This is a genomic window from Streptomyces sp. NBC_00076, assembly GCF_045041235.1.
In the GTDB taxonomy this organism is placed as follows: domain Bacteria; phylum Actinomycetota; class Actinomycetes; order Streptomycetales; family Streptomycetaceae; genus Streptomyces.
Genome location: NZ_CP108242.1, coordinates 735,763 through 758,695 on the forward strand (window position 1 = coordinate 735,763; position 22,933 = coordinate 758,695).

Below are 22,933 nucleotides of genomic sequence, written 5' to 3' on the forward strand. Positions count from 1 at the left end.
ACGGCGAGCTACGCCGTCGCCGTCCCTTCCACGGTCAGCACGATCTTGCCGGTGGTGCGGCCGGTCTCGCCCAGGGCGTGGGCCTTGGCGGCCTCGGCGAGCGGGAAGGTGGCCTCGATGTGGGCGCGCAGGGCGCCGGTTTCTACGAGGGCGGCGATGGCCTGCATGCCGGCGCGGTCGGCCTCGACGAGGAGGGCCTCGTAGCGGATGCCCCGCTCGGCGATGTCCGCCAACTCGTCGGGGTCGACGGGTACGGGGAGGATCGAGACGAGGGTGCCGCCAGGGCGCAGCACGGCGACGGAGCGGGCGCGGGCGGCGGTGTCCAGCGAGACCGGGTCGAGGACCACGTCGATGTCCTTGACCGCCTCGGTGAAGTCGACCGTGTGGTAGTCGATGGCCTCGTCCACTCCCAGGGAGCGCAGGAAGTCGTGCTTGGCAGCGCTGGCGGTGCCGATGACGTACGCGCCACGGGACTTGGCGATCTGGACGGCGAGATGGCCGACGCCGCCGGCTGCCGCGTGGATGAAGACGCGCTGCCCTGGCTGGACATCGGCGGTGTCGACGAGTGCCTGGTAGGCGGTCAGGGCGGCCAGCGGGAGCGCGCCGGCCTGGACGTGGTCGATGCCGGCGGGCTTGTGGACGAAGGCGCGGGCCGGGCCGGTCACGTACTCGGCGTGGGAGCCGACCCCGTGGGGGTAGGGCAGCATGCCGAAGACCTCGTCGCCCGGCTTGAACAGGGTGACGCCGGTGCCGACGGCCTCGACGACTCCGGATACGTCCCAGCCCAGGATGAGGGGGAGGCCGTTGGCGGTCATGGGCTGGGCGCGGTTCCACCAGTCGGTGGGGTTGACGCCGGCCGCGCGGACGGCGATCAGGATCTCACTCAATCCCGGCTCGGGCCGGGGCAGTTCGACTTCCTTGAGCACCTCGGGGGAACCGTGGGTGTCCTGGCGGATGGCGCGCATGGTGGCGGTAGGGGGATTCGTCATGCGTCCAGCGTCGCTGCCTGCCACTCTCAAGCGCCATGGCATGAATGCCAACTTTCAACGGGATCACGCCAAGGCAAGAAAGGCGCCTCGACTGATGACGGCGGCGACAAGGACGGCCATGATCGCGTCGGAAAGGATGCGGCAGACGAGTGCGGCAGTGTCCACGACGGTGTTCTCCGATCTCGGTGAGGACTGGAAGCCCTGATGTGGGGCCCACCAGGTGACGCTGCGCGCGAAGCGTCCAGCGTGCTGCCGTGAGCGTCCGATACCATGGCATGAATTCAACTTTCCGACGGGATCACGCCATGGCACCCATGCACCGAGTCGTCGTCTTGGCCGTAGACGGGGTGTACCCCTTCGAACTGGGTATCCCCAGCCGGGTCTTCGAGGCGGCGGACGGCCGCTACGAGGTCCTCACCTGCAGTGTCGACGGCCGCCCGGTCCGCACCAACTCCGACTTCTCGATCACCGTCGAGCACGGCCCGGAGACGCTGCGCACCGCCGACACCGTCGTCATCCCGCCCTTCACCGCCACCGACGTCACGGCGGCAATTCCGCAAGCCGTGGTCCAGGCGCTCGCGTCCGTGGCTCCAGGCGCCCGCCTCGTATCGATCTGCACCGGCGCCTTCGTCCTCGCTGCCGCCGGGCTCCTTGAGGGTCGGCCGGCCACCACCCACTGGATGGTCGCGGACCTCTTCCGCGCACGCTTCCCCGAGGTCGCACTGGACCCGGACGTTCTGTTCATCGACGACGGAGATGTCCTGACCTCGGCCGGCGCCGCCTCCGGGCTCGACGTCTGCCTGCACATCATCCGCAAGGACCACGGCACTGAAGTCGCCAACCAGGTGGCCCGCATGTGCGTCGTCCCGCCGTGGCGCGAAGGAGGGCAGGCGCAGTACATCCAGCACCCGGTACCCGAAGCCACGGCCAGCGGAACGGCCACCGCCCGTCAGTGGGCGCTGGAGAACCTCCACGAGCCCATGACTCTGACGGACCTCGCCGAGCACTCCCACATGAGCCTGCGCACCTTCGCCCGCCGCTTCACCGAAGAGGTGGGCATGAGCCCGGGACGCTGGCTGATCCAGCAGCGCGTCGACCGAGCACGACACCTCCTGGAAACCACCGACCTGCCCGTGGACGAGATCGCCGGCCAAGTCGGCTTCGCCGGCGGCACATCGCTACGAGAACACCTGCATGCCGTCATCGGCGTCTCCCCACTCGCCTACCGGCGCACCTTCCGCGGCGCCCTGACCCCCACGCACTGAGCGCCCCCGCACCCACCGCCCCGCGAACGCGGTGATGAACCGGCACACCGCCACGGCCAGCCGAACGGCGCCTTGGCCAGCTACTGCGGCAGCCCGCCTTCACCGGTCGGCTGAAGCCCGTTACCCGGGGCCTGCCCGATGAGCTGGTCGATGAGCTCCTGCCCGACCGCCGCGGTCGCCAGCCACGATTCTGACTCTGCCCGAGTCATTCGCCGGACTGGCGTCAGGCAAGGCCAACGGAGGCTTTCTCCCGAGCCAATCGGCCGGAGGCGCGCTCGACGACAGCGGGGTGACCGGGGCCGGATCCAGGGCTGGGGCCGGGGCCGCTGGTCCACACGGCGAGCACCTGGCCCGCACGTTCATGGTCGGGTCGCATGATGATCACCTGCGGAGCGGACAGGCCGAGCTCACTGCAGGCGTCCTGAGCACCGGAGAGGGTCGCCGGAGCGCCCAGCGTACGAAAGGGCACGCTCTTTCGCCGGTCCGGCGACCGCAACGGCCTCCTGCTCGCTCTCCTGGACTAAGCCGAGGCAAAGTTCCAGGTGGCGTACTCCTCAGGTCCCCCTCCGCTGGGCCAGGAGCACCTGCGGGAGATCGACTGGCGGCGTTCGGCTGTGCCCTATTGCGGCCGACGGCCGCACCTGGCGCAGGACGAACACCGCGGCGAGGTCACCGCGTATGCGGCCGTGGCCGACCCCGCCGACTGCCAGTGCCTACCCGGTGGCGTCGGCTGGGTCCAGGTGGCGAGGGAACCTGCCGACGTCGGGCTGTTCCCCCGAGAGCCGCGGCCCCGTGCTAGGGATGTGGTACGTCAGAGCGCTGCCCGGCGTCCAGCAGGGCGAGGGCGTTGTCTATCCCCTGGTCGAGGAGCTCCTTGACGAGTTGGCTGTCGGTCAAAGCGCGGGCAAGCTGAAGTGTCCCGGCCATCAGGCCGAGGAGGCTGAGCGCCTTCACGCGCGCGGAGGACGGGTCCTCGGGCGCCATGCGGGCCGCAATGCCCTCGATGAGGACCAGCACGCCCTCGGTGTACGCCTGCCTGGTTGTGTCGGTGCAGCGCCCGAGTTCGTCGAGCAGAGCGGCGTTCGGGCAGCCGTCGCCAAGGCTGTCGCGATGCTGGGGCGACAGGTACCCCCGCACAATCTGCTCCAGTCCGGCACGGCCAGGCGCGGCCCGCGCGACGACGCTCTCGGCCTGCACCTTCAACTGGTCGGTGATGGCGGCGGCGACGAGGGCGTTCTTGGATTCGAAGTGGGCGTAGAAGGCCCCATTGGTCAGCCCCGCGTCCTTCATGAGCGTCGAGACCCCGGAGCCGTCGATACCGTCTCGCTTGAACCGGCGGCCCGCAGTCTCGATGATCCGCCGCCTCGTCTCCGGCTTGTGCTCTTTTCCGTACCGCGCCATAGCGCACGCCCCTTCGCCGGCCGGAAGGGCCGGTTGCCCTTTACCGAGTTCACCAGTCTATGGTAGGGCGAACGTAATCCAAAGAATCGAGGGCTGTGACGAGCCGACAGCACGCGGTTCACTCGCCGTGACGCCATGTACTCGAAGCTGGCCACGCACCTGTCGGCAGCCCCGGACGCCGCAGGCATACGGGGATCCCGAGCTGTCGGACCCTTGACCGCGGATCGCATGATCACCGAATACGGGTGCCTTGGCATGGCGCGTCGATACCGCCTCAGCGCTCGGTCGCCTCAGCCGCGAAGCGGCCGACGTGCTCAGACGAGTTCTCGTTTGAGGATCTTGCCGGTGGGGGTCAAGGACAGTGCGTCGACGAACTGGAAGACGCGCGGGTACTTGTACGCGGCGAGCCGTTCCTTCGCCCAGGCGGAGAGCTCCTCCTCGGTCACGCGCGGCGATACGCGCGCAGCTGAAGCCGTGGTTGTGGTCGGCCGTCCCGGCCCTCGTCTGCCGGACCGGGACGAGGGCACGGGCGTCGCCGACCTGCGGGCCACCGCAGGCCATGTTCGCGTCCGTTCCCCCCGTCCCGATCCGGCAGGCGCGCGGCTCTTGCGACTGCCGTGCCCGGACCGCTCGGTCAGATCTTGGTCTTCTCCCGGACCCAGGCGCCGATCTGTGCGATGGCGGCGTCGGTCTCCGGGATGCGGCCGGCGCCGTAGACGTACGAGTGCTGGCCTCCTGGGACCACGACGGTCGCCGTGTCGATTCCGGCGTCCTTGACGCGGGCGGCGAATTCCTCGTCCTCGCCGGCCAGGACCTCGTACGTGCCCCAGGAGACGAGGGTCGGGGGCAGACCGCTCAGGTCCGCCCGGTTCAGGTTGATCCTGGTGTCCGTGAACTCGATGCCCGTGCCGCCGATCCAGGACTCCCGGAAGAATGACAGCAGTTCCCTGCTGAGAATCTTGTCCGTCCCGGCGTTGGTCTCGATGGTCTCGTTGGCGATCTCGAGGTCGCACCAGGGGGAGATCGACACGATGGCGCCGGGCAGGGGCTGCTTCTTGTCGCGGAGGCGAAGCGCCAGGGCGACCGCGATGAACCCGCCGATCGAATGGCCGATCGTGATGATGTTCCCCGGCTCATACCCTTGAGAGAGCAGCCAGTTGAAGGCCGCCTCCGCGTCGTCCACCTGAGCCGGGTACTTGTGTTCCGGTGCCCGCCGGAAGTCGATCACCAGGACGGGGGCGCCTGCGGCCTTGGCGATATGCCCGGCGAGCTTTCGGTCGACGTGTGCTGACGCCAGAACGGAGCCCCCGGCGTGACTGTGCAGGAGGACGTGGTCGGTGTCGGCGTCGACGGGTTCGCACCAGATACCCAGCACGCCACCCGCGTCCACCTCACGGTAGGTGACGCCTTCCGGCTCCCGGGCCGCGAGATGGACCTGCTCCGCCTGGATGCGCGCCGCATCCACCTCGGACGGAGGATTCGCACCTGAGGCCAGGAATTCCGTGAATTGGACTGCTTCCGGGCTCAGTTCAACGACAACGTGCTCAGACATGTCGTACCTCCATGGGGCCATGTGGGGTTTGTCAGGCGGGATGGGCGGGGTTTTTCAGGCGGAGAGGAGCGGGTAGTCGGTGTAGCCCGCCTCGTCACCGCCGTAGAAGGTGGCGGTGTCGGGGGTGTTGAGCGGTGCGCCGGTGCGTACGCGCTCGACGAGGTCGGGGTTGGCGAGTGCCATCACGCCGACGGTGACGATGTCGGCCAGGCCGTCTTCGATGTCCTTCGCGCGGGTGGCTATGTCAGTGCCGGCCCGGTTGAGGACCAAGGTGTTCGGCCACAGCTTGCGGAGGGTGTGCAGGAGTTCGTCGTCGCCGCCATGGCCGATGTGCAGGTAGGCGAGGTCGAGCGGGGCGAGGGCGCGCACGAGTGCCGGGTACAGCTCGTGAGTGTCGCTCTCCGCGATGTCGTTGAACGGGTTGCCGGGAGAGATCCGCAGGCCGGTGCGGCCGGCGCCGATCTCCTCGGCCACGGCGGTGGCGATCTCGACGGCGAAGCGGATGCGGTTCTCGATGGAGCCGCCGTAGCGGTCGGTGCGCTGGTTGGTATTGGTGGCGAGGAACTGGTGCGGGAGGTAGCCGTTGGCGCTGTGGATCTCGACTCCGTCGGCGCCGGCCGCGATGGCGGCCGCGGCGGCGCGCCGGTAGTCCTCGACCGTCGCGGCGACCTCCTCGGTGGACAGTTCGCGCGGTACCGGCATCTCCTGAGGGCCGGACGCGGTGAACATGGCCCCGGCCGGCTGGACCGGGGAGGGGGCGACCGGCTGCCGGTGGTGGGGGGTGTTGTCGGGATGGGACATCCGTCCAACGTGCATGAGCTGGATGACGATGCGTCCGTCGACGCGGTGCACGGCGTCGGTGACCTTGCGCCAGCCGGCGATGTGCTCCTCGGAGTAGATACCGGGGGTGAGCAGGTAGCCCTGTCCGTCGGCGCTGGGCTGGGTGCCCTCGGTGATGATGAGGGCGTGCGAGGAGCGCTGGGCGTAGTACTCGGCGTTCAGCTCGGTGGCTATGCCTTCCGGCGTGGACCGGTTCCGCGTCATCGGGGCCATCGCCAGCCGGTGCGGCAGGGAGATCTCCCCGGCGACGATCGGGTTCCACAGGGCGTTCGACATGGATGGTTCCTCAAATAAAGGGTGCGAAAAAAGGGTGAGACAGCGGCGGGGTGCTGGGCTGCCCCAGCGGGTCGCGCGTATGCGGTGACCGGCCTGATGGGCTCGGTGACCTTCCACGTGGAAGGCAGGCTGTGAGGAGGGGCAGTCGACGGTGCGGGCGGGCTTGCCGCGCACATGGCCGCCGCCATTGCAGTGCGGGGCCCCGGCTGTTCATGCAGGGGGAGGCTCTGAGCGCCTTGGTCTTCCTCGGACGCCGGAGGACTCATCAGTCGTGTGCGGCAGCTGCCGGGCCGGGGCCATGAGGGGACGCCCGGGAGTCGGAGCGGTGGTCAGCCGCGGTAGCGATCGGCCGGGGCCCGCTGCGACAGGTTCGGGACGAGCGCCTGACGGGCCTTCTCGAACGACTCCCAGTCGCTGATCTGGGGCAGTGACGGGATGGTGACGGGCTCCCCGGCGTCGAGGCCGGCGAACGCCGCGTCGACGGCGTCGTCCACGCTCATGACCGACTCGTCGGGAAGTGCCGCGAGGTCGACGCCAGAGCCGTCCCAGAGCTCCGTGCGGACAGCGCCCGGCAGCACGGCCTGCACCGTGACGGGGCTCTCGGCGAGTTCCTGCTGCAGGGCCTGGGTGAACGTCAGCACGTAGCTCTTGGTGCCGCTGTAGACGGCGCTGAAGGGCATGATGTTGAGAGCCATGGCAGAGGAGATGTTCACGACGGTGCCGTGCCCGCGGGCCGTCAGCCCCGGCAGGACCGCGATGGTCAGCCTGGTCAGCGCTGTCACATTGAGGTTGATCAGCGCCTCGTAGGCCGCCGCGTCGGAGCCTGCCAGCGGCGTGAGCAGCGCACCGCCGGCGTTGTTGATCAGTACCTCGATGCTCTCGTCGGTCCGCAGACGCTCCTCGACCACGGCGATCTGCGCCGCGTCGGTGAGGTCGGCCGGGACGACGTCCACCGCGCGGCCCGTGCGGCTGCGGATGTCCGACGCCAGCGTTTCCAGCCGCGCAGCGTTCCGGGCCACCAGGATCAGGTCGTAGCCCCGGTCGGCAAGCCGCTGCGCGTAGGCGGCGCCCAGTCCGGCGGACGCGCCGGTGACGACGGCGATCTTGTTCTGCGTGGTCATGGGGTGGCTCTCATTTCTGCTGACGGATGAGTAGGGGCCGGAGCATCGGCCCCGCGTTAGATTACGATAGGTATCTAATGTCGTCCAGTCAACGTTCCCCCGAGGTCGTCAGCCACCGCCCGCCGCCGGAGACGACGCGACATGCACACCGGGGCCACAGGGTCGACGGTCGATCAGATCCGGAGGGCGACACCTCGGGCGCATGGTCACCGAGGACGGGTGCAGGGACTGCGCTTCAGCCTGCCGCCCGGCACTTCGCGTATGATAGATGCGCTTTACTATCTAACGTGGGTAGGTGACTGATGAGTCGCGTTTCGCAGGCACAAGCGATCGAGAACCGCAGGCGCGCGGTCGCCGCGGCCTCCCAGCTCTTCCGGGAGCGCGGCGTGAACGGCATCAGCGTCGCCGATCTGATGAAGTCCATCGGCCTGACGACCGGCGGCTTCTACAAGCAGTTCGCCTCCAAAGAGGCCCTGATCGCCGAGGCGGCTCAAACCGCTTTCGGGGACCTTGGCCTGCTCCTGGCGGAGTTCGATGCGGCTCACGGCGATCACGACACCGCGCGCGGCGCCCTCGTCGACTTCTACCTCTCGGCCGAGCACCGTGACCAGCCCGGCACCGGTTGTCCCACCGCGGGATTCGCGGGTGACATGGCTCGCAAGCCCACAGCTGGGGAGGTGCGCGAAACGTACGCGGCCGGAGTCGAGGAATTCGCCTCGTGGATGTCCACCGACACCGACGACGGCCTTCCCATGGTGGCCACGCTGGTCGGCGCGCTTCTGCTTGCCCGGGCCACGGCGGGCACGGAACTGTCGGAGAAGATCCTGGAGTCGACCCACAAGGCTCTTCGAATGTCCGCGTGATGTGATGGGTGTTCACGCTGCGCTTCGGGCGGCGTTGTAGCGCATGATCCTGGATGGGCGGTTGGCCTGCGAGCGACACATTTGGGCAGCATCAGGCCCTTCGGCGACCGAGCGCTAGCTAGGAGCGTGCGGTGAACCGCCCGTCCCCTCGCTTGTGCAGCCAGCCGCGGTCGGCGAGCTTGGTCATCTTCGCGCGCAGCGGTTCCAGCTTGCCGCGCACCGTCACCTGAAGGCCCAGTTCCTCGCCCACCGCCCTGACCTGGACGGGGCCGTCGGCCCGCACGATCGCCAGGATCTTGCGGTAGTCGCGGGCAGCGCGGCCTCGTCGGGATTCTCGCTGCGGTGCGGGATCAGCAGGACCGCCCACCCCGCCACCCGGGCGGGAGTCGGGGCGGGCGGTCGCGGCGGCCTCCGCCTCGGCCCGGTCCTGCTCGGCCAGCCGGTTCAGCACCCCGCTTGGCGATCACCAGTTCCTCCCCCTCGGCCTGGACCTCCTGCAGCTGCTTGGCCAACTCCTCGACCAGTGTGCCCAGTTCACTCGGGCGAGCCGTGATGCGCTCCAGCTCCCGGCATGCCCGCCTTTCCCGCGACATCCCCCTGTACCGACCCGGTGACGGCGGCACGGCCCTCGGCGCAGCAGAACCCGACAACAGCTCCGGGCGGCACGTCAGACGATCTTCACCTTGGACACCCGCCGACGACCAGCATGAGTACCCCGCCCGCCTTTCACGCCAGATCCGTGACCTGCTTCCACGGATGTCTCTGAAGAACGACTCCCGGAGTGGTCGAATTGCCAAGTGAGTGTGGACTGAGTGCTAATGCCCACCGCAAAGTTTCATGAGAGATTCTCTCTTCGTGCCGGGCATTCGTTGCAGGCTCGGCACGATGTACGGCGTGCCCACACGGGGGTACGCCAGTAGCGGCACAGGAGAATCACGTATGCGGCATGGTTTGCTTCGTAAAGGCATCGCTACGGCTGTTGCGACAGTCGCGCTGTTCGGTGGTGCGGTGATGTCCGCCCCAAGCGCCGGTGCGGTAACCAACTCGAAGTGCAATCTTGATGAGCCTGACCACGCTGGCTACAAGATCAAGACGAACAACGTGAACCTGCGCAAGGGGCCCGCGACGAGCTACGCCTCGCTCGGACAGCTGACCAAGGGCACCACTTTTACGTACTACTGCACCAAGACCTACCCCTCGCCGGTCTGGTGGTACGGCAAGGTGACGTCCGGGGCCCACAAGGGCGTTACGGGCTGGGTCCGCAGCGACTATGTCACCTACTGACGGCTCGGCTTGACAGGCTGAGTCCAAGCGCCCTGCCCTGCGTACTACCGCGGAGTAGGGCGCTTTGCCAATCCCCTCCGAACGTGGAGAGCCCACTTCCCGGCCTACTGAGCGGTGTGCACCGTGAAGTTGCTGGTCGCGGGACTGGTATGCCTGATGTCCGGGATGCTCGTGCTGGCCGTGGGCGGACGACTTCGGCGAAGATCGTCGGCCATCGGGAGACTTCGCGGTTCGTTAGGACCAGCAGAGCCCTCACCAGGGCGGTCGCCCACTTCGGGTCGGTGTGAACCTTGCCGAGGACGCGCCAGTTCTTCAGGTGGGCGAAACCGTGCTCGACCGGCGCCCGTACGGCGGCAAGGGCCTTGTTCGTCAGCTTCTGCCCTCGCGTCAGCGGCCGGTTTCGGGCGGCCTTGTAGCCGGTGATCACCGCCGGATCGACGTCGGATCCGCTGTCGTCGAGCCCGACGAATCCCAGGTCGGCGACGGCTCCGAGGCCGGCCGCCCGCAGCCTGGCGGTGAGCCGGTGGTGACGGCAGGCGGTGATCTCCGAGGTGCGTCCGGGCCGGGCCACCGAGACCAGAGCAGGCGGCCCTTGCCGTCGGTGAGCGCGACCACGAGCAGGCCATGGTGATTGTGGTTGCCGGAGTAGTTCTTCGGGTTCTACCTCCTGCAGCTGCTTGGCCAACTCCGCAGCGAACGTGTCCAGTTCACTCCGGCGAGCAGTGATCCGCTGCCCGCACGGGCAAGGGAGCGTGCAGGGCCGAGTTCGTGACGAGTTCGCTGACGACGAGTTCGGCCTCCAGGGCCAGCGGTGCTGGTACGGGCGCGCGGCCGGACGGCGGGGTGCAGGTGAGGAAGGCGCGCAGTACTTGGCGCGCGTCCACGGCGTGGGCCGTGCCGCTTTTCCCAGGCGACGCTGGTGCGCAGGTTGGCGTGTTCACCCGTGCCCTGCTCATCTGTCGCCTGCTTCAACCCTGGAGCGGCAACGCTGAAGAAGCCCAGGGGTGCCGGGTGTGGCTCAAAAAGCTCATGCCGAGGGTGTGGCTTTCAGTGATTGGCCGCCCGGCGCCCCGCGACGACACGGCCACTCATTGGAATGCGCGAACCTCATCGCTTCGTAAGGACACGTCGGCGTGGTCGTCTGCCGGGACCAGGAACACGGCCCCTCGAGGAGGCACAGGTGCCGCAACTGTGGGCAGGAACGGACGCAGGCAAGAGCGAACATCACTGCACGGTGATCGACGCCGAGGGCGAGCGAACGCTGTCACGGCGGGTGGCCAATGACGAGACGACCCTGCTCGAACTGATCGGTGAGATCCTCGACCTCAGCGAGGGCGAGCCGGTGACCTGGGCCATCGACCTGAACGCGGGCGGTGCCGCGCTACTGATCGCCCACGGACAGAAAGTCCTCTACATCCCGGGCCGGACCGTCCATCACGCCTCCGGCTCCTACCGGGGCGACGGCAAGACGGACGCCAAGGACGCCTACGTCATCGCCGACCAGGCCCGCATGCGCCGCGACCTGCACCCCCTGCAGGAACAGGACGAGATCGCCGTCGACCTGCGCATCCTCACCGCCCGCCGCTACGACCTCACCGCCGACCGCACCCGCGCGATCAACCGGTTGCGCGCCCAGATCCTGGAGTACTTCCCCGCCCTGGAACGCGCCTTCAACTACAGCACCTCCAAGGCCGCGCTCGTCCTGCTGACCGGCTACCAGACACCGGCGGCCCTGCGCCGGATCGGTCAGAGCCGCCTGGCCGGCTGGCTGTCGAATCGCAAGGTGCGAAACGCCCAGGCGGTGGCGGCCACCGCGCTCGAGGCGGCGCAGGCCCAGCACACGGTGATTCCCGGCGAGAGGACCGCAGCAGCCATGGTCCGCACCCTGGCCGCCGGGGTGACGGCCCTGGATGAGGAAATCGCCCGCACCGACGCGCTGATCGAGGAACGGTTCCGCGAGCACGAGCATGCTGTCGCGATCACCAGCATGCCGGGCATGGGCAGCCTGCTGGGCGCCGAGTTCATCGCCTGCACCGGCGGGAACCTGGACGCCATCGGCAGCTCCGGCCGCCTGGCCGGCATCGCCGGCCTGGCTCCTGTTCCCAAGGACTCCGGACGCATCAGCGGCAACATGCGCCGACCGCACCGCTACCACCGCCGTCTCCTGCGTGTCTTCTACCTGTCCGCCCAGGTTGCCGCCCGGTGCTGTCCGACCTCCCGGACCTTCTACGAGCGCAAGAGGGGCGAGGGTAAGTCACACAAGCAGGCCGTCCTCGCCTTCGCCCGGCGCCGCCTCGACGTCTTGTGGGCTCTCATACGCGACCAGCGAACCTTCACCGCCGACAAACCTCAACGCGGCCTCGCAGCGGCATAACGCGGTCACCATCCGCTACCGACGCCCTTGACAAACCTGATTGGGAATCACTGAGGCGGTGCACACTTGCACTCCGACTTCGGGCCCGGCCTGACCGGCCGGGTCTGACTGCGGCCGCCGGGCGGATGGCCGGTGCGGCCGAGGCGGGTCGGTCAGCCGGTGGGCGGTATCGTAGGGGCGGTTGGGTATCGTTCCGGAATTTCCGAGGGGGGAGCGGGGGTTCGTGTTCTCCGCCGTTGTTGACTTCGACGAGCAGGAGACCAGGCTCGTCGTCCCGGACTTCGACGCGAACGTGCGAGACGCCGGTGTCGGGGCCTCACCGGGCGCGGCGCATCCGCGAATCCAAGAGCACCACCAGCCCTCAACTTTCCCTGTTTCCCACCGCCTGGGCGGACTTCGTCCCGTACGCCGCTCAGGGCTGGCCCCGAAATGATCGGAACGGTCTTCCGGAGCGACGATGTGCCCAAGGAGCATCGGTTCGAGTACTGGCACGAATTGATGCACCAGGCGATCGCCCCCAGCCATATGAGCAGCCAGTTCGCCGACGATTTCTGGGCGCGGCAGAGGCTGCTGGAGCTGGGGCCGGTGCTGGCGTGGCCGACGTCGCACCTGCCGACAGGGTTCCGGCGTACCGAGAAGCTGGTGCGGCAGTCCGATCCCGACATGTACCACCTGTCGCTGGTGCTCGGCGGCGGGCTGGGGTTCGAGCATGTGGGGCGAGCCGAGGCATATGGCCCGAGCGACCTGTGGGTGAGCGACACGTCGCAGCCGTACGAAGTGCACTTGCCGGATGACCTGGGCCGTCAGGTGCTCACAGGGGTGGGGGTGGACTTCCCCAAGGCGCTGTTGCCGCTGCCGCCCGCCCGCGTCCAACGGCTGCTGGGACGGCGGCTGTCGGGGCGGGAGGGGGTGGGCGCCCTGCTGACGGGGTTCCTCACCGGGCTGGAGCAGCAGGCCGACGTCCTCCAGCCCTCCGACGCACCCCGCCTCGGCACCGTTTTGATCGACCTGCTGTCCGCCTGGTTCGCACAGGTGCTGGAAGCGGAGGATGCGCTGACGCCGGAGACCCGCCGACGGGCTCTGACGACGCGCATCCGGGCCTTCATCCGCCAGAACCTGCACAATCCGGGGCTGGCACCGCCTGTGATAGCGGCCGCGCATCACATCTCACTGAGCTACCTGCACCGGATCTTTCAGGAGGAGACCCCCGGCGAGACGGTCGCGGCGTGGATCCGCGCTCAGCGTCTTGAAGGCGCCCGCCGCGACCTGGCGGACCCCAACCTCAACTCCACACCTGTCCATACCATCGCCGCTCGCTGGGGGATGGTCCGCGCCTCTGACTTCACGCGCGCCTTCCGGAGCGCGTACGAGGTATCGCCCATGGAGTACCGCGTACGGGTACAGGCGGGGGCAGGGGTAGACGCAGCGACAACGCACCCGTGGACGCGTGACCCACATCAACGACACGATCGACAGCGTGGAGAACAAGAAGTTCCAGGCCATGCTGGAGAAAAAGGGCTGGACGATAAACTACGACATCCTGAAATGACGACGCCATGAAGGAGTGAGGGCAAGCAATCGATCTGGTACTCGACCCGCCGCGCGGAGTCGCGCCGATCCTGTTAGGGCGTGCAGATCTTTAACTTGTCTTCTTGACATTGGTCTGGGTGGGGTCGGGAGCGAGGAAGGTCGCGACGTCGGCTGGTGTGCGGAGGCGGGCGGTTGAGGTGGCGATGTGGTGGCCGTGTGCTTCCAGGAGCGGGCCCACTTCCTGTTTCGCACGGCTGATGGTCGGGGCGGTGACGCCGAAGAGCTGCCCGAGGAGGTCCATGGTCGCGAGTTTGCGCAGGTGGAGCACGGTGGCCAGGATCCGGTCGGCTGGGGTGAGCTTGGCTTTGGCACCGGTGCCAGGGGCGACCAGGCGCTCGTAACCGCGACGTGTGCGAAGCACTCGCTCACGTTGAACCTCCAGCGCTGGAGTCAGCGCGTCGATGGCCGGCCGGGGTCCGGGCCCGCCGTCTGGCCCAGGCCGCCGCCACCGCGAAGGAGGGCTCATGGGACGGTGTCCTGCCCGCGGTCACGCTGCTGGCCGAATGGCCCGCCGGAGCCGAAGCACCCACCGACTACTGGCTGTCCAGCCTGCCCGACGGTACCCCCGGTGGCCGACCTGGTCCGCCTGGCCAAGATCCGCTGGCGTATCGAGCACGACTACCGGGAACTCAAGCACGGCCTGGGCCTGGACCACTTCGAGCGACGTTCCTGGAACGGCTGGCACCACCACGTCACCCTGGTCACCGCAGCTCACGCCTTCCTCACCGAGCAGCGCCTGGCCCCAAAAGCCGATACAGCGGACTCACCCTCTTCCAGATCCTCGACGCCATCCAAGACCTGCTGAACTGCTGGACCGGCACCTGCACCACCTGCCACCGCCCCCCTACCCAGAACGTCCACCATCAGCCAGAACCCGAGAGCCAGAACGACCTAACGGAGTCCTACTAGTACGTCACTCCGCAGTCCGCGCTCAGCTCACTCCGCGGGCCTCATCCGAAATGCGGGGCCGGGGACGCTCTCGATGTCTTCCGCCTGGACGGCGTGGCCCCGTTCGCAGCGGATCTGGGCGTCGACGTGCGCGCCGCATCCGCGGTGTCGCGCCAGTACGGCCGGGCCCTCGGGGTCGGCGCGGTAGCGGTCGCCCCACTGCAGGAGCCCCATCACGGCCGGGACCAGATCCATACCCTTGGGCGTGATCACGTACTTCGGCCGACTCCGCGAGCCCGGTTCCTTGTAGGTCTCGGTGGCCAGGATCCCTTCCTCCACGAGCATCCGAAGCCGCGCCGCGAGAAGGTTGCGAGGACAGCCGAGGACACGTTCGAAGTCGCTGAACCGGGACGAGCCGTACCAGACCTCGCGCAGGATCAGGATCGTCCACTTCTCTCCCACGACCTCGAGCGTCCGGGCGATAGAGCAGTTCGACATGTCCCGGTCGAGACGGGGGTCCATGCCGGCGTCCTGAAGAAGTTCGGTCCTCGCGTCCATGGGGTGATTCTAACCGCACCTGAGTTTACTTTTCTATACTCAGTCGGTAGCGTCATGGTCAGCACATCAACCCGGCCGCACGCGAGAAACGGGCGCGCAGGGCGACCTGCGCGAAGTATCAGATCGACCACCGGAACACCCACGCAGAAAGGCGGCCGACATGAAGGCATTCGTCGTCGAGGAGTACGGCAAGGACGGCGCGCGCGCCGCAGATGTGCCTGAGCCCACCGTCGGAGACCGCGACGTCCTGGTCAGAGTGAGCGCCGCCAGTATCAACCCGCTGGACAAGATGGTCCGCAACGGGGAGTTCAAGCAGCTCCTGAAGTACAAGCGTCCGTTCGTGCTCGGCCACGACGTCGCCGGCGTCGTGACGCGGGTCGGATCCGCCGTCCACGGCCTCGAGGTCGGCGACGAGGTCTACGCCCGTCCGCGCGACCTGCGGGTAGGAGGCTTCGCGGAGTTCATCGCGATCGACGTGGACGATGTCGCGCCCAAGCCGGCCTCCCTAACCCTCCAGGAGGCGGCCGCGGTGCCGCTGGTGGCCCTGGCCGCCTGGCAGATCCTCGTCGACCGCGCTCACGTGAAGCCGGGCCAGAAGGTGCTCATCCACGCCGGTGCCGGCGGCCTCGGCTCGACGGTCATCCAGCTCGCCAAGCACCTCGGCGCCACGGTGGCGACGACCACGGACACCAAGACCGAGGAGTTGGTCAGGAGCCTCGGCGCCGATGTCGTCGTCGACTACACCAAGGAAGACTTCTCGAACGTGCTGTCCGGCTACGACCTGGTGCTGGACTCCCTGGGCGGAGCGAACCTCGAGAAGTCGCTGACCGTGCTGAAGCCCGGCGGCCTGGCCATCAGCGTCGTCGGCCCGCCCGACGCAGGCTTCGCCAAGCAGCTCGGCGCCCCCTCGTTCCTGGGCCTGGTCATGAACGTACTCAGCCGCAAGGTCCGCAAGCAGGCGAAGGCGCTGGGCGTGCGCTACGAGTTCTTCTTCATGCGGGCCAACGGCTCCCAGCTGCGCCGACTCGGCGCCCTCTACGACAGCGGAAAGCTCCGCCCGGTCATCGACAGCACCTTCCCGTTCGACCAGACGCTCGAGGCGATGGCGCACGTCGAACAGGGCCGTACCAAGGCCGGCAAGGTCGTTGTCTCGATGGTGCCCGACAACGGCTGAGACCGTGCCGGCCGCAGAGCCGAGACCGGTGCCGGCCACAGACCTCCATCCGGCACGGTCCGGATCCGGAGGTGCGACGACGGCGACTACGGTCGCGAAGAGCCGCCGCTGGAGACGTCCCGGTGCCATGCCGCACGCCATACGGCCCGCGACACGGCGCACCAGGCGGCTCTACGCCGACCCGAGCCGTGGTCGAGTCCCCGCACCCGGTGCGCGTCGGGATTGATCACGGCGGACGGACCGCCACGCCTGGTGAGTCCGCCCAGGCAGAGCGACGAGGCGTTCCCGGGTCGGGCGAGGCGCACCGACGGTAAGGACGACAGCGTCCGTCCTCAGAGCGATGCGCGCTGCCAGACGGGAGTGCGGTCCTTGTCGACCAGGGCCGCACGGACGCCCTCCAGGAAATCCGGCGTGCGGATGGTCGTGCGGGTGAGGGCGAGTTCGGTGGCGAGGCACTCGCGCAAGGTCTGCTGCCTGCCCCGGGCGAGCAGGGCGTGAGTGATCTCCAGGCTCTGCGGCGAGGCGGACTCCAGGGTGACCGAGGCGGCTGCCGCCCAGGGGGTGTCGAGCTCGCGCAGGCGCTTCTCGATCTCGCCGAGGGACGGCGCGCCGAACGCCCAGTCCACGTCCCCGCGTACCTCCGCCAGCCTGCTGCCCGCCACCGGGGAACGGCCGGCGAGGCGGTTCAGGATCACGTCCACCGGGTCGCCGGGGTTGTCGGCCAGTGCCTCCCCGACCGCCTCCAGCCCGTCCGCGGGGACGAAGTGCGTGGCCAGCCCCGTGTAGAGGGCGTCGGCCGCGTCGATCCGGTCCCCGGTCAGTCCCAGATACATGCCGATCGCCCCGGGCAGCCTCGGCAGAAAGTAGCTGGCCCCGACGTCCGGGAAGAAGCCGATCCCGGTCTCGGGCATCGCCAGCACCGCGCGCTCGGTGACGACGCGGAAGCTGCCGTGGACGGACAGACCCAGGCCTCCGCCCATGCACACGCCGTCGATGAGCGACACGACCGGCACGGGATACTCGGCGATCCGGGCGTTGAGCCGGTACTCGGAGGCGAAGAACCGCTCACTGGCCTCGGCGTCCCCGGCGAGGCTGTGCTCGCGGATCGTACGGATGTCTCCGCCGGCGCAGAACGCCTTCGTGCTGGTACTGGCGAGCACCACGGCGGACAGAGGTGTGTGCTCCCACCCGGCGAGCACACGGTCGAGGGCGACGACCATGTCCGTCGTCAGAGCGTTGAGCGCCTTGGGACGGTTCAGCAGGATCCGGCCGACGCCCCGGTGGACGTCGGCGAGAATCTCGACCGCAGCGGTGTCAGTCATGGATCAGCAGCACCTCGTGGTCCGCACGGACTCGGCTGTCGCGGCCATCATGTTCCTCACTCGCCCGGTGTCAGGCGTAGATCTTCGCGTAGAGATCCTGGATCTCGTCCACGGTGGGTACGACGGGGTTGTTGGCGGGGGATCCGGACGCGAGCGCCTGCTCGGCCATGAGGGGCAACAGGCGGAACCACTCGTCCTTGTCGATGCCGTGGGCTTGGGGGGTGGGCACCTCAAGATCCTTGCACAGGGCTCGGAGCGCCTCCACGAGCCTATCCGCGGCCAAGGCGTCGCTGTCACCGTCGGTGGCGGCTCCGAGGGCGCGGGCGCAGTCGGCGTACCGGCTCGCGGCGGCGGGCGCCGAGAACGCTGTCACCGCGGGGAAGAGCATCGCGTTCGACAGACCGTGGGCGACGTGGAAGTGAGCTCCGATCGGGCGGCTCATGCCGTGCACGAGCGCCACGCTGGAGTTGGAGAAGGCGATGCCGGCCTGGGTCGCGGCGAGCATCATCGCCTCGCGGGCCTCGAGGTCTCCCCCGTCGGCGTAGACGCGGCGGAGGTGGTGGCCGATGGTCCGGATCGCGTTCAGGGCGAGGCCGTCGGAGAACGGATTGGCCTTGCGGCTCACGTACGCCTCGACGGCGTGAGTGAGCGCGTCGACGCCGGTGTCGGCGGTCAGCCGGGCCGGCATCGACAGGGTCAGTTCGAAGTCGATGACAGCGGCGACCGGCAGGAACGCCGGCCCCGGACAGAGCATCTTCTCGTCCGTGGCGCTGTCGGTGATGATGGTGAACTGGGTCGCCTCCGAGCCGCTGCCCGCGGTCGTCGGGACCGCGATCACCGGAAGCGCCGGGCCTAGGCTGGTGTGCGGCGCCTTGTAGTCCCGCATCCGGCCGCCCTGGACGCCCAGCAGGCCGAGGGCCTTGGCGGTGTCCATCGGGCTGCCGCCACCGAACCCGATCACGGAGTCCGCTCCGTGTTCCCGCAGCACGGTCAGGCCCGCGTCGAGCGAGTCGGCCGTCGGATCCGGGACGGTGCCGGCGAACAGGCGCGGCTGCACTCCGGCATCCCTCAGCGTCGCCATCAGTCGTTCCGCCGCACCGGTCCCGGCGAGGAACGCGTCCGTCACCAGCAGCGGGCGGCGCAGCCCCAGCCCTGCGACGACGTCGCCCAGCTCGCCGACGGCACCGCCGCCGACGCGCAGGATCCGCGGGAGGGAAAGGCTGGCAACCATGGGAGCCCTTTCGGCAAGAACGGCGGGCAGGTCGCGCGCTTTGCCTTGACTGTGGAGCCCCGCGCGGAGTGCGATCAACCACCAATGATGCACACCCGCTGTGCAGAAATGCAGATACCGTCGGGCCGTGCACCCCCACTCCCCGGACGAGAGCCCCGCCCCGCAGCCTGTCGGCTCCCCTCGCTCCGTCGATCCGCGCAGACTCCGCGCGGACGATCTGCGCTACCTGCTCGTGCTGTCCCGTACCGGACGCCTGGTGACCGCCGCCGACGCACTCGGCGTGGACCACACCACCGTGTCACGCCGTATCGCCGCACTGGAGAAGAGCCTCGGCCTGCGCCTCATCGAGCGCGGCACGGAGGGATGGACACTGACGGACATCGGACGAGCCGTCTCGGAGAACGCGCGCGCGATCGAGGAGGCCATCGACCGCGTCGTCGACACCGTGGAAGGCCAGGACTCGCCGTCCCTGCACGGTACGGTGCGCGTCAGCGCGCCCGACGGCTTCGGCACCACCTTCGCCACGCCCGCCCTCGTACGGGTGCGCCGCCGGCACCCCCAGCTCCAGGTCGAACTCATCACCGCGACCCGGCAGCTCGCCCTGCGCCCGTCCGGTTTCGATCTCGCTCTCGTCATCGGCGTTCCCTCCAGCAGCCACCTGGTGACCGAACACCTCACCGACTACACGCTGGGGCTCTACGCCTGTGACGACTACCTCACGCGGCACGGCCGCCCGGAGACGCCGGCCGAGCTGCGCGCGCACCCGCTCATCTTCTACATCGAGTCGATGCTGCAGGTCGGCGACCTCGACATCGAACGCCACCTTCCCGGCATGACCCCGGCCTTCTCCTCGACGAACGTCTTCGCCCAGCTCGAAGCCACCCAGCAGGGGGCCGGCATCGGTGTCCTGCCTGCCTTCCTGACCCGGCGGACACAACTGCGCCGACTGCTCGCCGACGAGATCGACATCCGGCTCCCCATCACCCTGGCCGTTCGCCGCGAGGCCGTGACGCACCCCGCCGTACGTGCCATCTGGACCGCTCTACGGCATGAGGTCGCCGAACGGGCCGACGAACTGCTCCCGGAATGAGCACCAAGGCGTTTCCGGTGACGGTGACTTCCGCCTGGCGCCCGAGCATCCCTACCCCGCACAGCCGGCGCCCAGCTCGGCCGCCGACTCGCGGACTTCAAGGTCACCTCCGAGGTCCACCCGATGCCCGAGGGACAGCACTCGTTCGTCCTGGGTGCGGGGCGGGTACCCGAGGTGGACCAGGCGATCCAGCAGATGGGGCAGTGGCTCCGCGAGCACCTCGGCGCGTGCACAGAAGCCGCGCCCGACGGCGGGGCCTGTCAGCCAGGTCGCCGCACCACCGGGATGCCGGTGCCGGGTCCGCCGGCCTCCGGCATCCTGCTCGACCGTGCCGGGCCACATACGGTACGAGTGTCGGACAGCGTTCAGCACGCCGCAATGGCCCGCCCCTCGATGCCACAAAGGAGTGCGCGATGGGAACGTACGAGGATGTCTTCCGTTCCAGTACCGAGGATCCGGAAAGCTTCTGGTTGAAGGCGGCAGAGGCCATCGACTGGGATGTCACGCCGCAGCGCGCCCTGGACTCCTCGGGCGCGCCCTTCTACCACTGGTTTCCCGACGGGCGGCTCAACGTCTGCTTCAACGCGCTCGACCGGCACGTCGAAGCCGGCCGAGGCGAACAGCCCGCGCTCATCTACGACTCCCCCGTGACCGACACCCGGCGCACCTACACCTACGCTCAGCTGCGGGACGAGGTGGCGGCCTTCGCCGGAGCGCTCTCACAGCTCGGCGTGGGACACGGCGACCGCGTGGTGATCTACCTGCCGATGGTCCCCGAGGCCGCCGTGGCGATGCTGGCCTGCGCACGCGTCGGCGCGATCCACTCGGTCGTCTTCGGCGGGTTCGCCCCGCGCGAACTCGCCCTCCGCATCGACGACGCCGCTCCCAAGGTGGTCGTCTCCGCCTCCTGCGGCATCGAGGGCAAGCGTGTCATTCCGTACAAGCCCCTGCTCGACCGGGCCATCGAACTCGCCGCCCACAAGCCGGAAAAGAGCGTGATCCTGCAACGCCCGCAGGAACGGGCCGAGTTGGGTCCGGACGATCTCGACTGGGCCGAGCTGGTCGCCGCCGCGCCGTCGGCCGACTGCGTTCCCGTCGCCGCCACCGATCCGCTCTACATCCTGTACACGTCCGGAACGACCGGAAAGCCCAAGGGAGTTGTGCGTGACTGCGGTGGCTACGCGGTCGCCCTCCACTGGTCGATGAGGGCCGTCTACGACGTGGGTCCGGGCGAGACGATGTTCACCGGCTCCGATGTCGGCTGGGTCGTCGGGCACTCGTACATCGTCTACGCGCCCCTGCTGGCCGGTGCCACGACCGTGCTGTACGAGGGCAAGCCCGTCGGCACCCCGGACGCGGGCCAGTTCTGGCGTGTCGCCGCCGACTACCGGGCCAAGACCATGTTCACGGCGCCCACCGCCTTCCGCGCCATCCGCAAGGAGGACCCGAAGGGAGCGCTCGCCTCGGACTACGACCTCTCCCACCTGCGCTATCTCTTCCTCGCCGGCGAACGCCTCGACCCAGAGACCTATCACTGGGCCGGCGCGCTTCTGGACATCCCGGTGATCGACCACTGGTGGCAGACCGAGACCGGCTGGCCCATCGTCGCCAACCCCATGGGCATCGAGGCCGCCCCCCTCAAGCCCGGGTCCCCCACCCGCCCGCTGCCGGGCTGGGACGTCCGGGTCCTCGACGCCTCGGGCGAGCCGGCACCCCCGGGCGTCGACGGCGCGATCGTCGTGAAGCTCCCCCTGCCGCCCGGAGCACTCCCCACCCTCTGGAACGACGACGATCGCTACGTCGCCTCCTACCTCTCCGCCTACGACGGCTACTACCTCACCGGCGACAGCGGTCACATCGACGACGACGGCTACGTCTTCGTCATGGGCCGCACCGACGACGTCATCAACGTCGCCGGACACCGGCTGTCCACCGGCAGCATGGAAGAGGCCCTGTCCGCCCACCCTGATGTCGCCGAATGCGCCGTCATCGGCGTCGCCGACGAACTCAAGGGACAGATCCCGCGCGGCTTCGTCGTCCTGAAAGCCGGCAGCGACCGCGAACCGGGCGAGGCCGAGGCCGAACTCGTCCAGCTCGTACGCGAACGCATCGGCGCCGTCGCCTCCCTCAAGGACGTCACGGTCGTGGCCGCCCTGCCCAAGACCCGCTCGGGAAAGATCCTGCGCAAGACCATGCGCGGCATCGCCGACGGCCGCGACGAACCCATCCCCTCCACCGTGGACGACGCCGACGTCATCGAGGCCCTGCGCCCGGTCCTCCGCCGAGCCGGTCACACCCCGTGAAGGGCTGCCCCAGAGCCTGAGCCACAGGGTGAGCTCGTCCCCCATCAGGGCCGACGTCATCCCCGTCGGCACCATGGCCCTCGCCCACCCGGACCGCGGCGGGCGCGTACGCTCCGGCGCGCCCTGAACACCCTCGACGCCAACACCTTCTACGGCGGCGGCGCGGTCAGCTACACCGACTACCTCACTCACGCCGCCTGACGAAGAGCATCCTGACGCAAGTCCGACATCACCACTCAGGCTCCGGTCGCCGCTGGGGTCACCCTTGGGAGGGAGGTACCGGGAAGAGCATGCAGCTGCTGGTGGCGTGGGCGAGCAGGCGGTCCTTCGCGTCGACCAACTGGGCCTGGGCGAGGGCGGTTTGGCGGCCCTTGTTGACAACCGTGCCGATGGCACGCACCGTACCCGTGTCCACGGTGATCCGTCGCAGGAACTTCACCGTCAGGTCGAGCGAGGTGTACGCCACGCCCTGCGGGAGAGTGGACTGGACGGCGCAGCCCGCCGCCGAGTCGAGCAGGGTGGCGAAGATACCGCCGTGCACGCTGCCGATCGGGTTGTAGTGCTCCTCCCCCGGCGTCAGCGAGAAGACCGCCCTGCCCGGCTCCACCGCGTCCAGGGTGAAATCGATGGAGTAATTGATGGGCGGCCCCGGCAGTCGCCCCTCCTGCAGCTCGCGCAGGAAGTCGATGCCGGCCATGCGCCCGGCCGCCTCCGCCAGGATCGCGGGATCTTCCCATTGATACGTACGCGTTCGTCCCACGACCGAGTGCCTTCCCATCTGGCTTTTAGGAGTGAAGCTAGCTTCCGGCGCA

Annotated in this window: 23 protein-coding genes and 1 pseudogene; 9 read left to right on the top strand and 15 right to left on the bottom strand. The window is 68.9% G+C overall.

Annotated features, from left to right (window positions below; all coding sequences use genetic code 11):
• Positions 1–8: 8 nt before the first annotated feature.
• A complete protein-coding gene (locus OHA64_RS03550; protein ID WP_405623849.1) occupies positions 9–965 on the bottom strand; it encodes an NADP-dependent oxidoreductase in 957 nt (318 codons plus the stop codon).
• Between the two features lie 329 nt (positions 966–1,294).
• On the opposite strand from OHA64_RS03550, the gene OHA64_RS03555 reads away from it, so the two are divergent.
• Complete coding sequence (locus tag OHA64_RS03555; protein ID WP_405607626.1) at positions 1,295–2,254, top strand: GlxA family transcriptional regulator; 960 nt, start codon at positions 1,295–1,297, stop codon at positions 2,252–2,254.
• A 795-nt stretch (positions 2,255–3,049) separates the two neighbouring features.
• Here the strand turns inward: OHA64_RS03555 and OHA64_RS03560 are convergent.
• The 5 genes from OHA64_RS03560 to OHA64_RS03580 form a co-directional block, all read right to left on the bottom strand.
• Positions 3,050–3,655, bottom strand: coding sequence for a TetR/AcrR family transcriptional regulator (locus tag OHA64_RS03560; protein WP_405607629.1), 606 nt, complete (start codon positions 3,653–3,655; stop codon positions 3,050–3,052).
• 314 nt (positions 3,656–3,969) lie between these two features.
• On the bottom strand, positions 3,970–4,101 hold the full coding sequence (locus OHA64_RS03565; RefSeq protein ID WP_405607632.1) for an AMP-binding enzyme: 132 nt from the start codon (positions 4,099–4,101) through the stop codon (positions 3,970–3,972).
• Between the two features lie 188 nt (positions 4,102–4,289).
• Entirely contained in the window at positions 4,290–5,207 is a 918-nt protein-coding gene (locus tag OHA64_RS03570; RefSeq protein WP_405607635.1) for an alpha/beta hydrolase, read from the bottom strand.
• A gap of 54 nt (positions 5,208–5,261) precedes the next feature.
• Positions 5,262–6,323 carry an alkene reductase gene (locus tag OHA64_RS03575; RefSeq protein WP_405607638.1) on the bottom strand — a complete coding sequence of 354 codons (1,062 nt, stop codon included), beginning with the start codon at positions 6,321–6,323 and terminating at the stop codon, positions 5,262–5,264.
• Between the two features lie 329 nt (positions 6,324–6,652).
• Positions 6,653–7,444, bottom strand: coding sequence for an SDR family NAD(P)-dependent oxidoreductase (locus OHA64_RS03580; RefSeq protein WP_405607641.1), 792 nt, complete (start codon positions 7,442–7,444; stop codon positions 6,653–6,655).
• 302 nt (positions 7,445–7,746) lie between these two features.
• On the opposite strand from OHA64_RS03580, the gene OHA64_RS03585 reads away from it, so the two are divergent.
• Positions 7,747–8,307, top strand: coding sequence for a TetR/AcrR family transcriptional regulator (locus tag OHA64_RS03585; RefSeq protein ID WP_405607644.1), 561 nt, complete (start codon positions 7,747–7,749; stop codon positions 8,305–8,307).
• Between the two features lie 118 nt (positions 8,308–8,425).
• On the opposite strand, the gene OHA64_RS03590 is transcribed toward OHA64_RS03585, so the two are convergent.
• Positions 8,426–8,758 (bottom strand): hypothetical protein, encoded by a 333-nt coding sequence (locus OHA64_RS03590; protein WP_405607647.1) that lies wholly within the window; start codon positions 8,756–8,758, stop codon positions 8,426–8,428.
• 560 nt (positions 8,759–9,318) lie between these two features.
• Here OHA64_RS03590 and OHA64_RS03595 point away from each other — a divergent pair.
• On the top strand, positions 9,319–9,591 hold the full coding sequence (locus OHA64_RS03595; protein ID WP_405607650.1) for an SH3 domain-containing protein: 273 nt from the start codon (positions 9,319–9,321) through the stop codon (positions 9,589–9,591).
• Here the strand turns inward: OHA64_RS03595 and OHA64_RS03600 are convergent.
• Positions 9,581–10,162 (bottom strand): transposase family protein, encoded by a 582-nt coding sequence (locus tag OHA64_RS03600; protein WP_405607653.1) that lies wholly within the window; start codon positions 10,160–10,162, stop codon positions 9,581–9,583. The two genes, OHA64_RS03595 and OHA64_RS03600, sit on opposite strands and share 11 nt — an antisense overlap.
• 136 nt (positions 10,163–10,298) lie before the next feature.
• On the bottom strand, positions 10,299–10,475 hold the full coding sequence (locus OHA64_RS03605) for a hypothetical protein (RefSeq protein WP_405607656.1): 177 nt from the start codon (positions 10,473–10,475) through the stop codon (positions 10,299–10,301).
• Positions 10,476–10,771: 296 nt separating this feature from the next.
• On the opposite strand from OHA64_RS03605, the gene OHA64_RS03610 reads away from it, so the two are divergent.
• Together OHA64_RS03610 and OHA64_RS03615 are read left to right on the top strand one after the other, a co-directional pair.
• The gene (locus OHA64_RS03610) at positions 10,772–11,965 is read left to right on the top strand and encodes an IS110 family transposase (protein ID WP_405607659.1); all 1,194 of its coding nucleotides are present in this window, start codon (positions 10,772–10,774) and stop codon (positions 11,963–11,965) included.
• A gap of 429 nt (positions 11,966–12,394) precedes the next feature.
• Positions 12,395–13,525 carry an AraC family transcriptional regulator gene (locus tag OHA64_RS03615; RefSeq protein ID WP_405607662.1) on the top strand — a complete coding sequence of 377 codons (1,131 nt, stop codon included), beginning with the start codon at positions 12,395–12,397 and terminating at the stop codon, positions 13,523–13,525.
• Positions 13,526–13,604: 79 nt separating this feature from the next.
• Here the strand turns inward: OHA64_RS03615 and OHA64_RS03620 are convergent, their stop codons facing one another.
• The gene (locus OHA64_RS03620) at positions 13,605–13,916 is read right to left on the bottom strand and encodes a transposase family protein (protein ID WP_405607665.1); all 312 of its coding nucleotides are present in this window, start codon (positions 13,914–13,916) and stop codon (positions 13,605–13,607) included.
• Positions 13,917–13,945: 29 nt separating this feature from the next.
• Here OHA64_RS03620 and OHA64_RS03625 point away from each other — a divergent pair.
• Positions 13,946–14,360, top strand: a pseudogene (locus OHA64_RS03625) (transposase); the annotation flags it as partial.
• Between the two features lie 131 nt (positions 14,361–14,491).
• Here OHA64_RS03625 and OHA64_RS03630 read toward each other — a convergent pair.
• Positions 14,492–14,965, bottom strand: coding sequence for a winged helix-turn-helix transcriptional regulator (locus OHA64_RS03630; protein WP_405623850.1), 474 nt, complete (start codon positions 14,963–14,965; stop codon positions 14,492–14,494).
• A 196-nt stretch (positions 14,966–15,161) separates the two neighbouring features.
• On the opposite strand from OHA64_RS03630, the gene OHA64_RS03635 reads away from it, so the two are divergent.
• Positions 15,162–16,175, top strand: coding sequence for an NADP-dependent oxidoreductase (locus OHA64_RS03635; protein ID WP_405607668.1), 1,014 nt, complete (start codon positions 15,162–15,164; stop codon positions 16,173–16,175).
• A gap of 332 nt (positions 16,176–16,507) precedes the next feature.
• On the opposite strand, the gene OHA64_RS03640 is transcribed toward OHA64_RS03635, so the two are convergent.
• On the bottom strand, positions 16,508–17,497 hold the full coding sequence (locus tag OHA64_RS03640) for an enoyl-CoA hydratase/isomerase family protein (protein ID WP_405607671.1): 990 nt from the start codon (positions 17,495–17,497) through the stop codon (positions 16,508–16,510).
• Positions 17,498–17,567: 70 nt separating this feature from the next.
• Positions 17,568–18,728: an iron-containing alcohol dehydrogenase gene (locus OHA64_RS03645; protein WP_405607674.1), complete on the bottom strand. Its 1,161-nt coding sequence runs from the start codon at positions 18,726–18,728 to the stop codon at positions 17,568–17,570.
• A gap of 127 nt (positions 18,729–18,855) precedes the next feature.
• Between OHA64_RS03645 and OHA64_RS03650 the strand changes: the two genes are divergently transcribed.
• Positions 18,856–19,818 (top strand): LysR family transcriptional regulator, encoded by a 963-nt coding sequence (locus OHA64_RS03650; protein WP_405607677.1) that lies wholly within the window; start codon positions 18,856–18,858, stop codon positions 19,816–19,818.
• Positions 19,819–19,869: 51 nt separating this feature from the next.
• On the opposite strand, the gene OHA64_RS03655 is transcribed toward OHA64_RS03650, so the two are convergent.
• Entirely contained in the window at positions 19,870–20,160 is a 291-nt protein-coding gene (locus tag OHA64_RS03655; protein WP_405607680.1) for a hypothetical protein, read from the bottom strand.
• A gap of 71 nt (positions 20,161–20,231) precedes the next feature.
• Between OHA64_RS03655 and OHA64_RS03660 the strand changes: the two genes are divergently transcribed.
• Positions 20,232–22,121, top strand: a complete 1,890-nt coding sequence (locus OHA64_RS03660) for a propionyl-CoA synthetase (RefSeq protein WP_405607683.1) — start codon at positions 20,232–20,234, stop codon at positions 22,119–22,121.
• Positions 22,122–22,380: 259 nt separating this feature from the next.
• Here OHA64_RS03660 and OHA64_RS03665 read toward each other — a convergent pair whose 3' ends face one another.
• Positions 22,381–22,881, bottom strand: a complete 501-nt coding sequence (locus tag OHA64_RS03665) for a PaaI family thioesterase (RefSeq protein ID WP_405607686.1) — start codon at positions 22,879–22,881, stop codon at positions 22,381–22,383.
• Between the last annotated feature and the right edge of the window lie 52 nt (positions 22,882–22,933).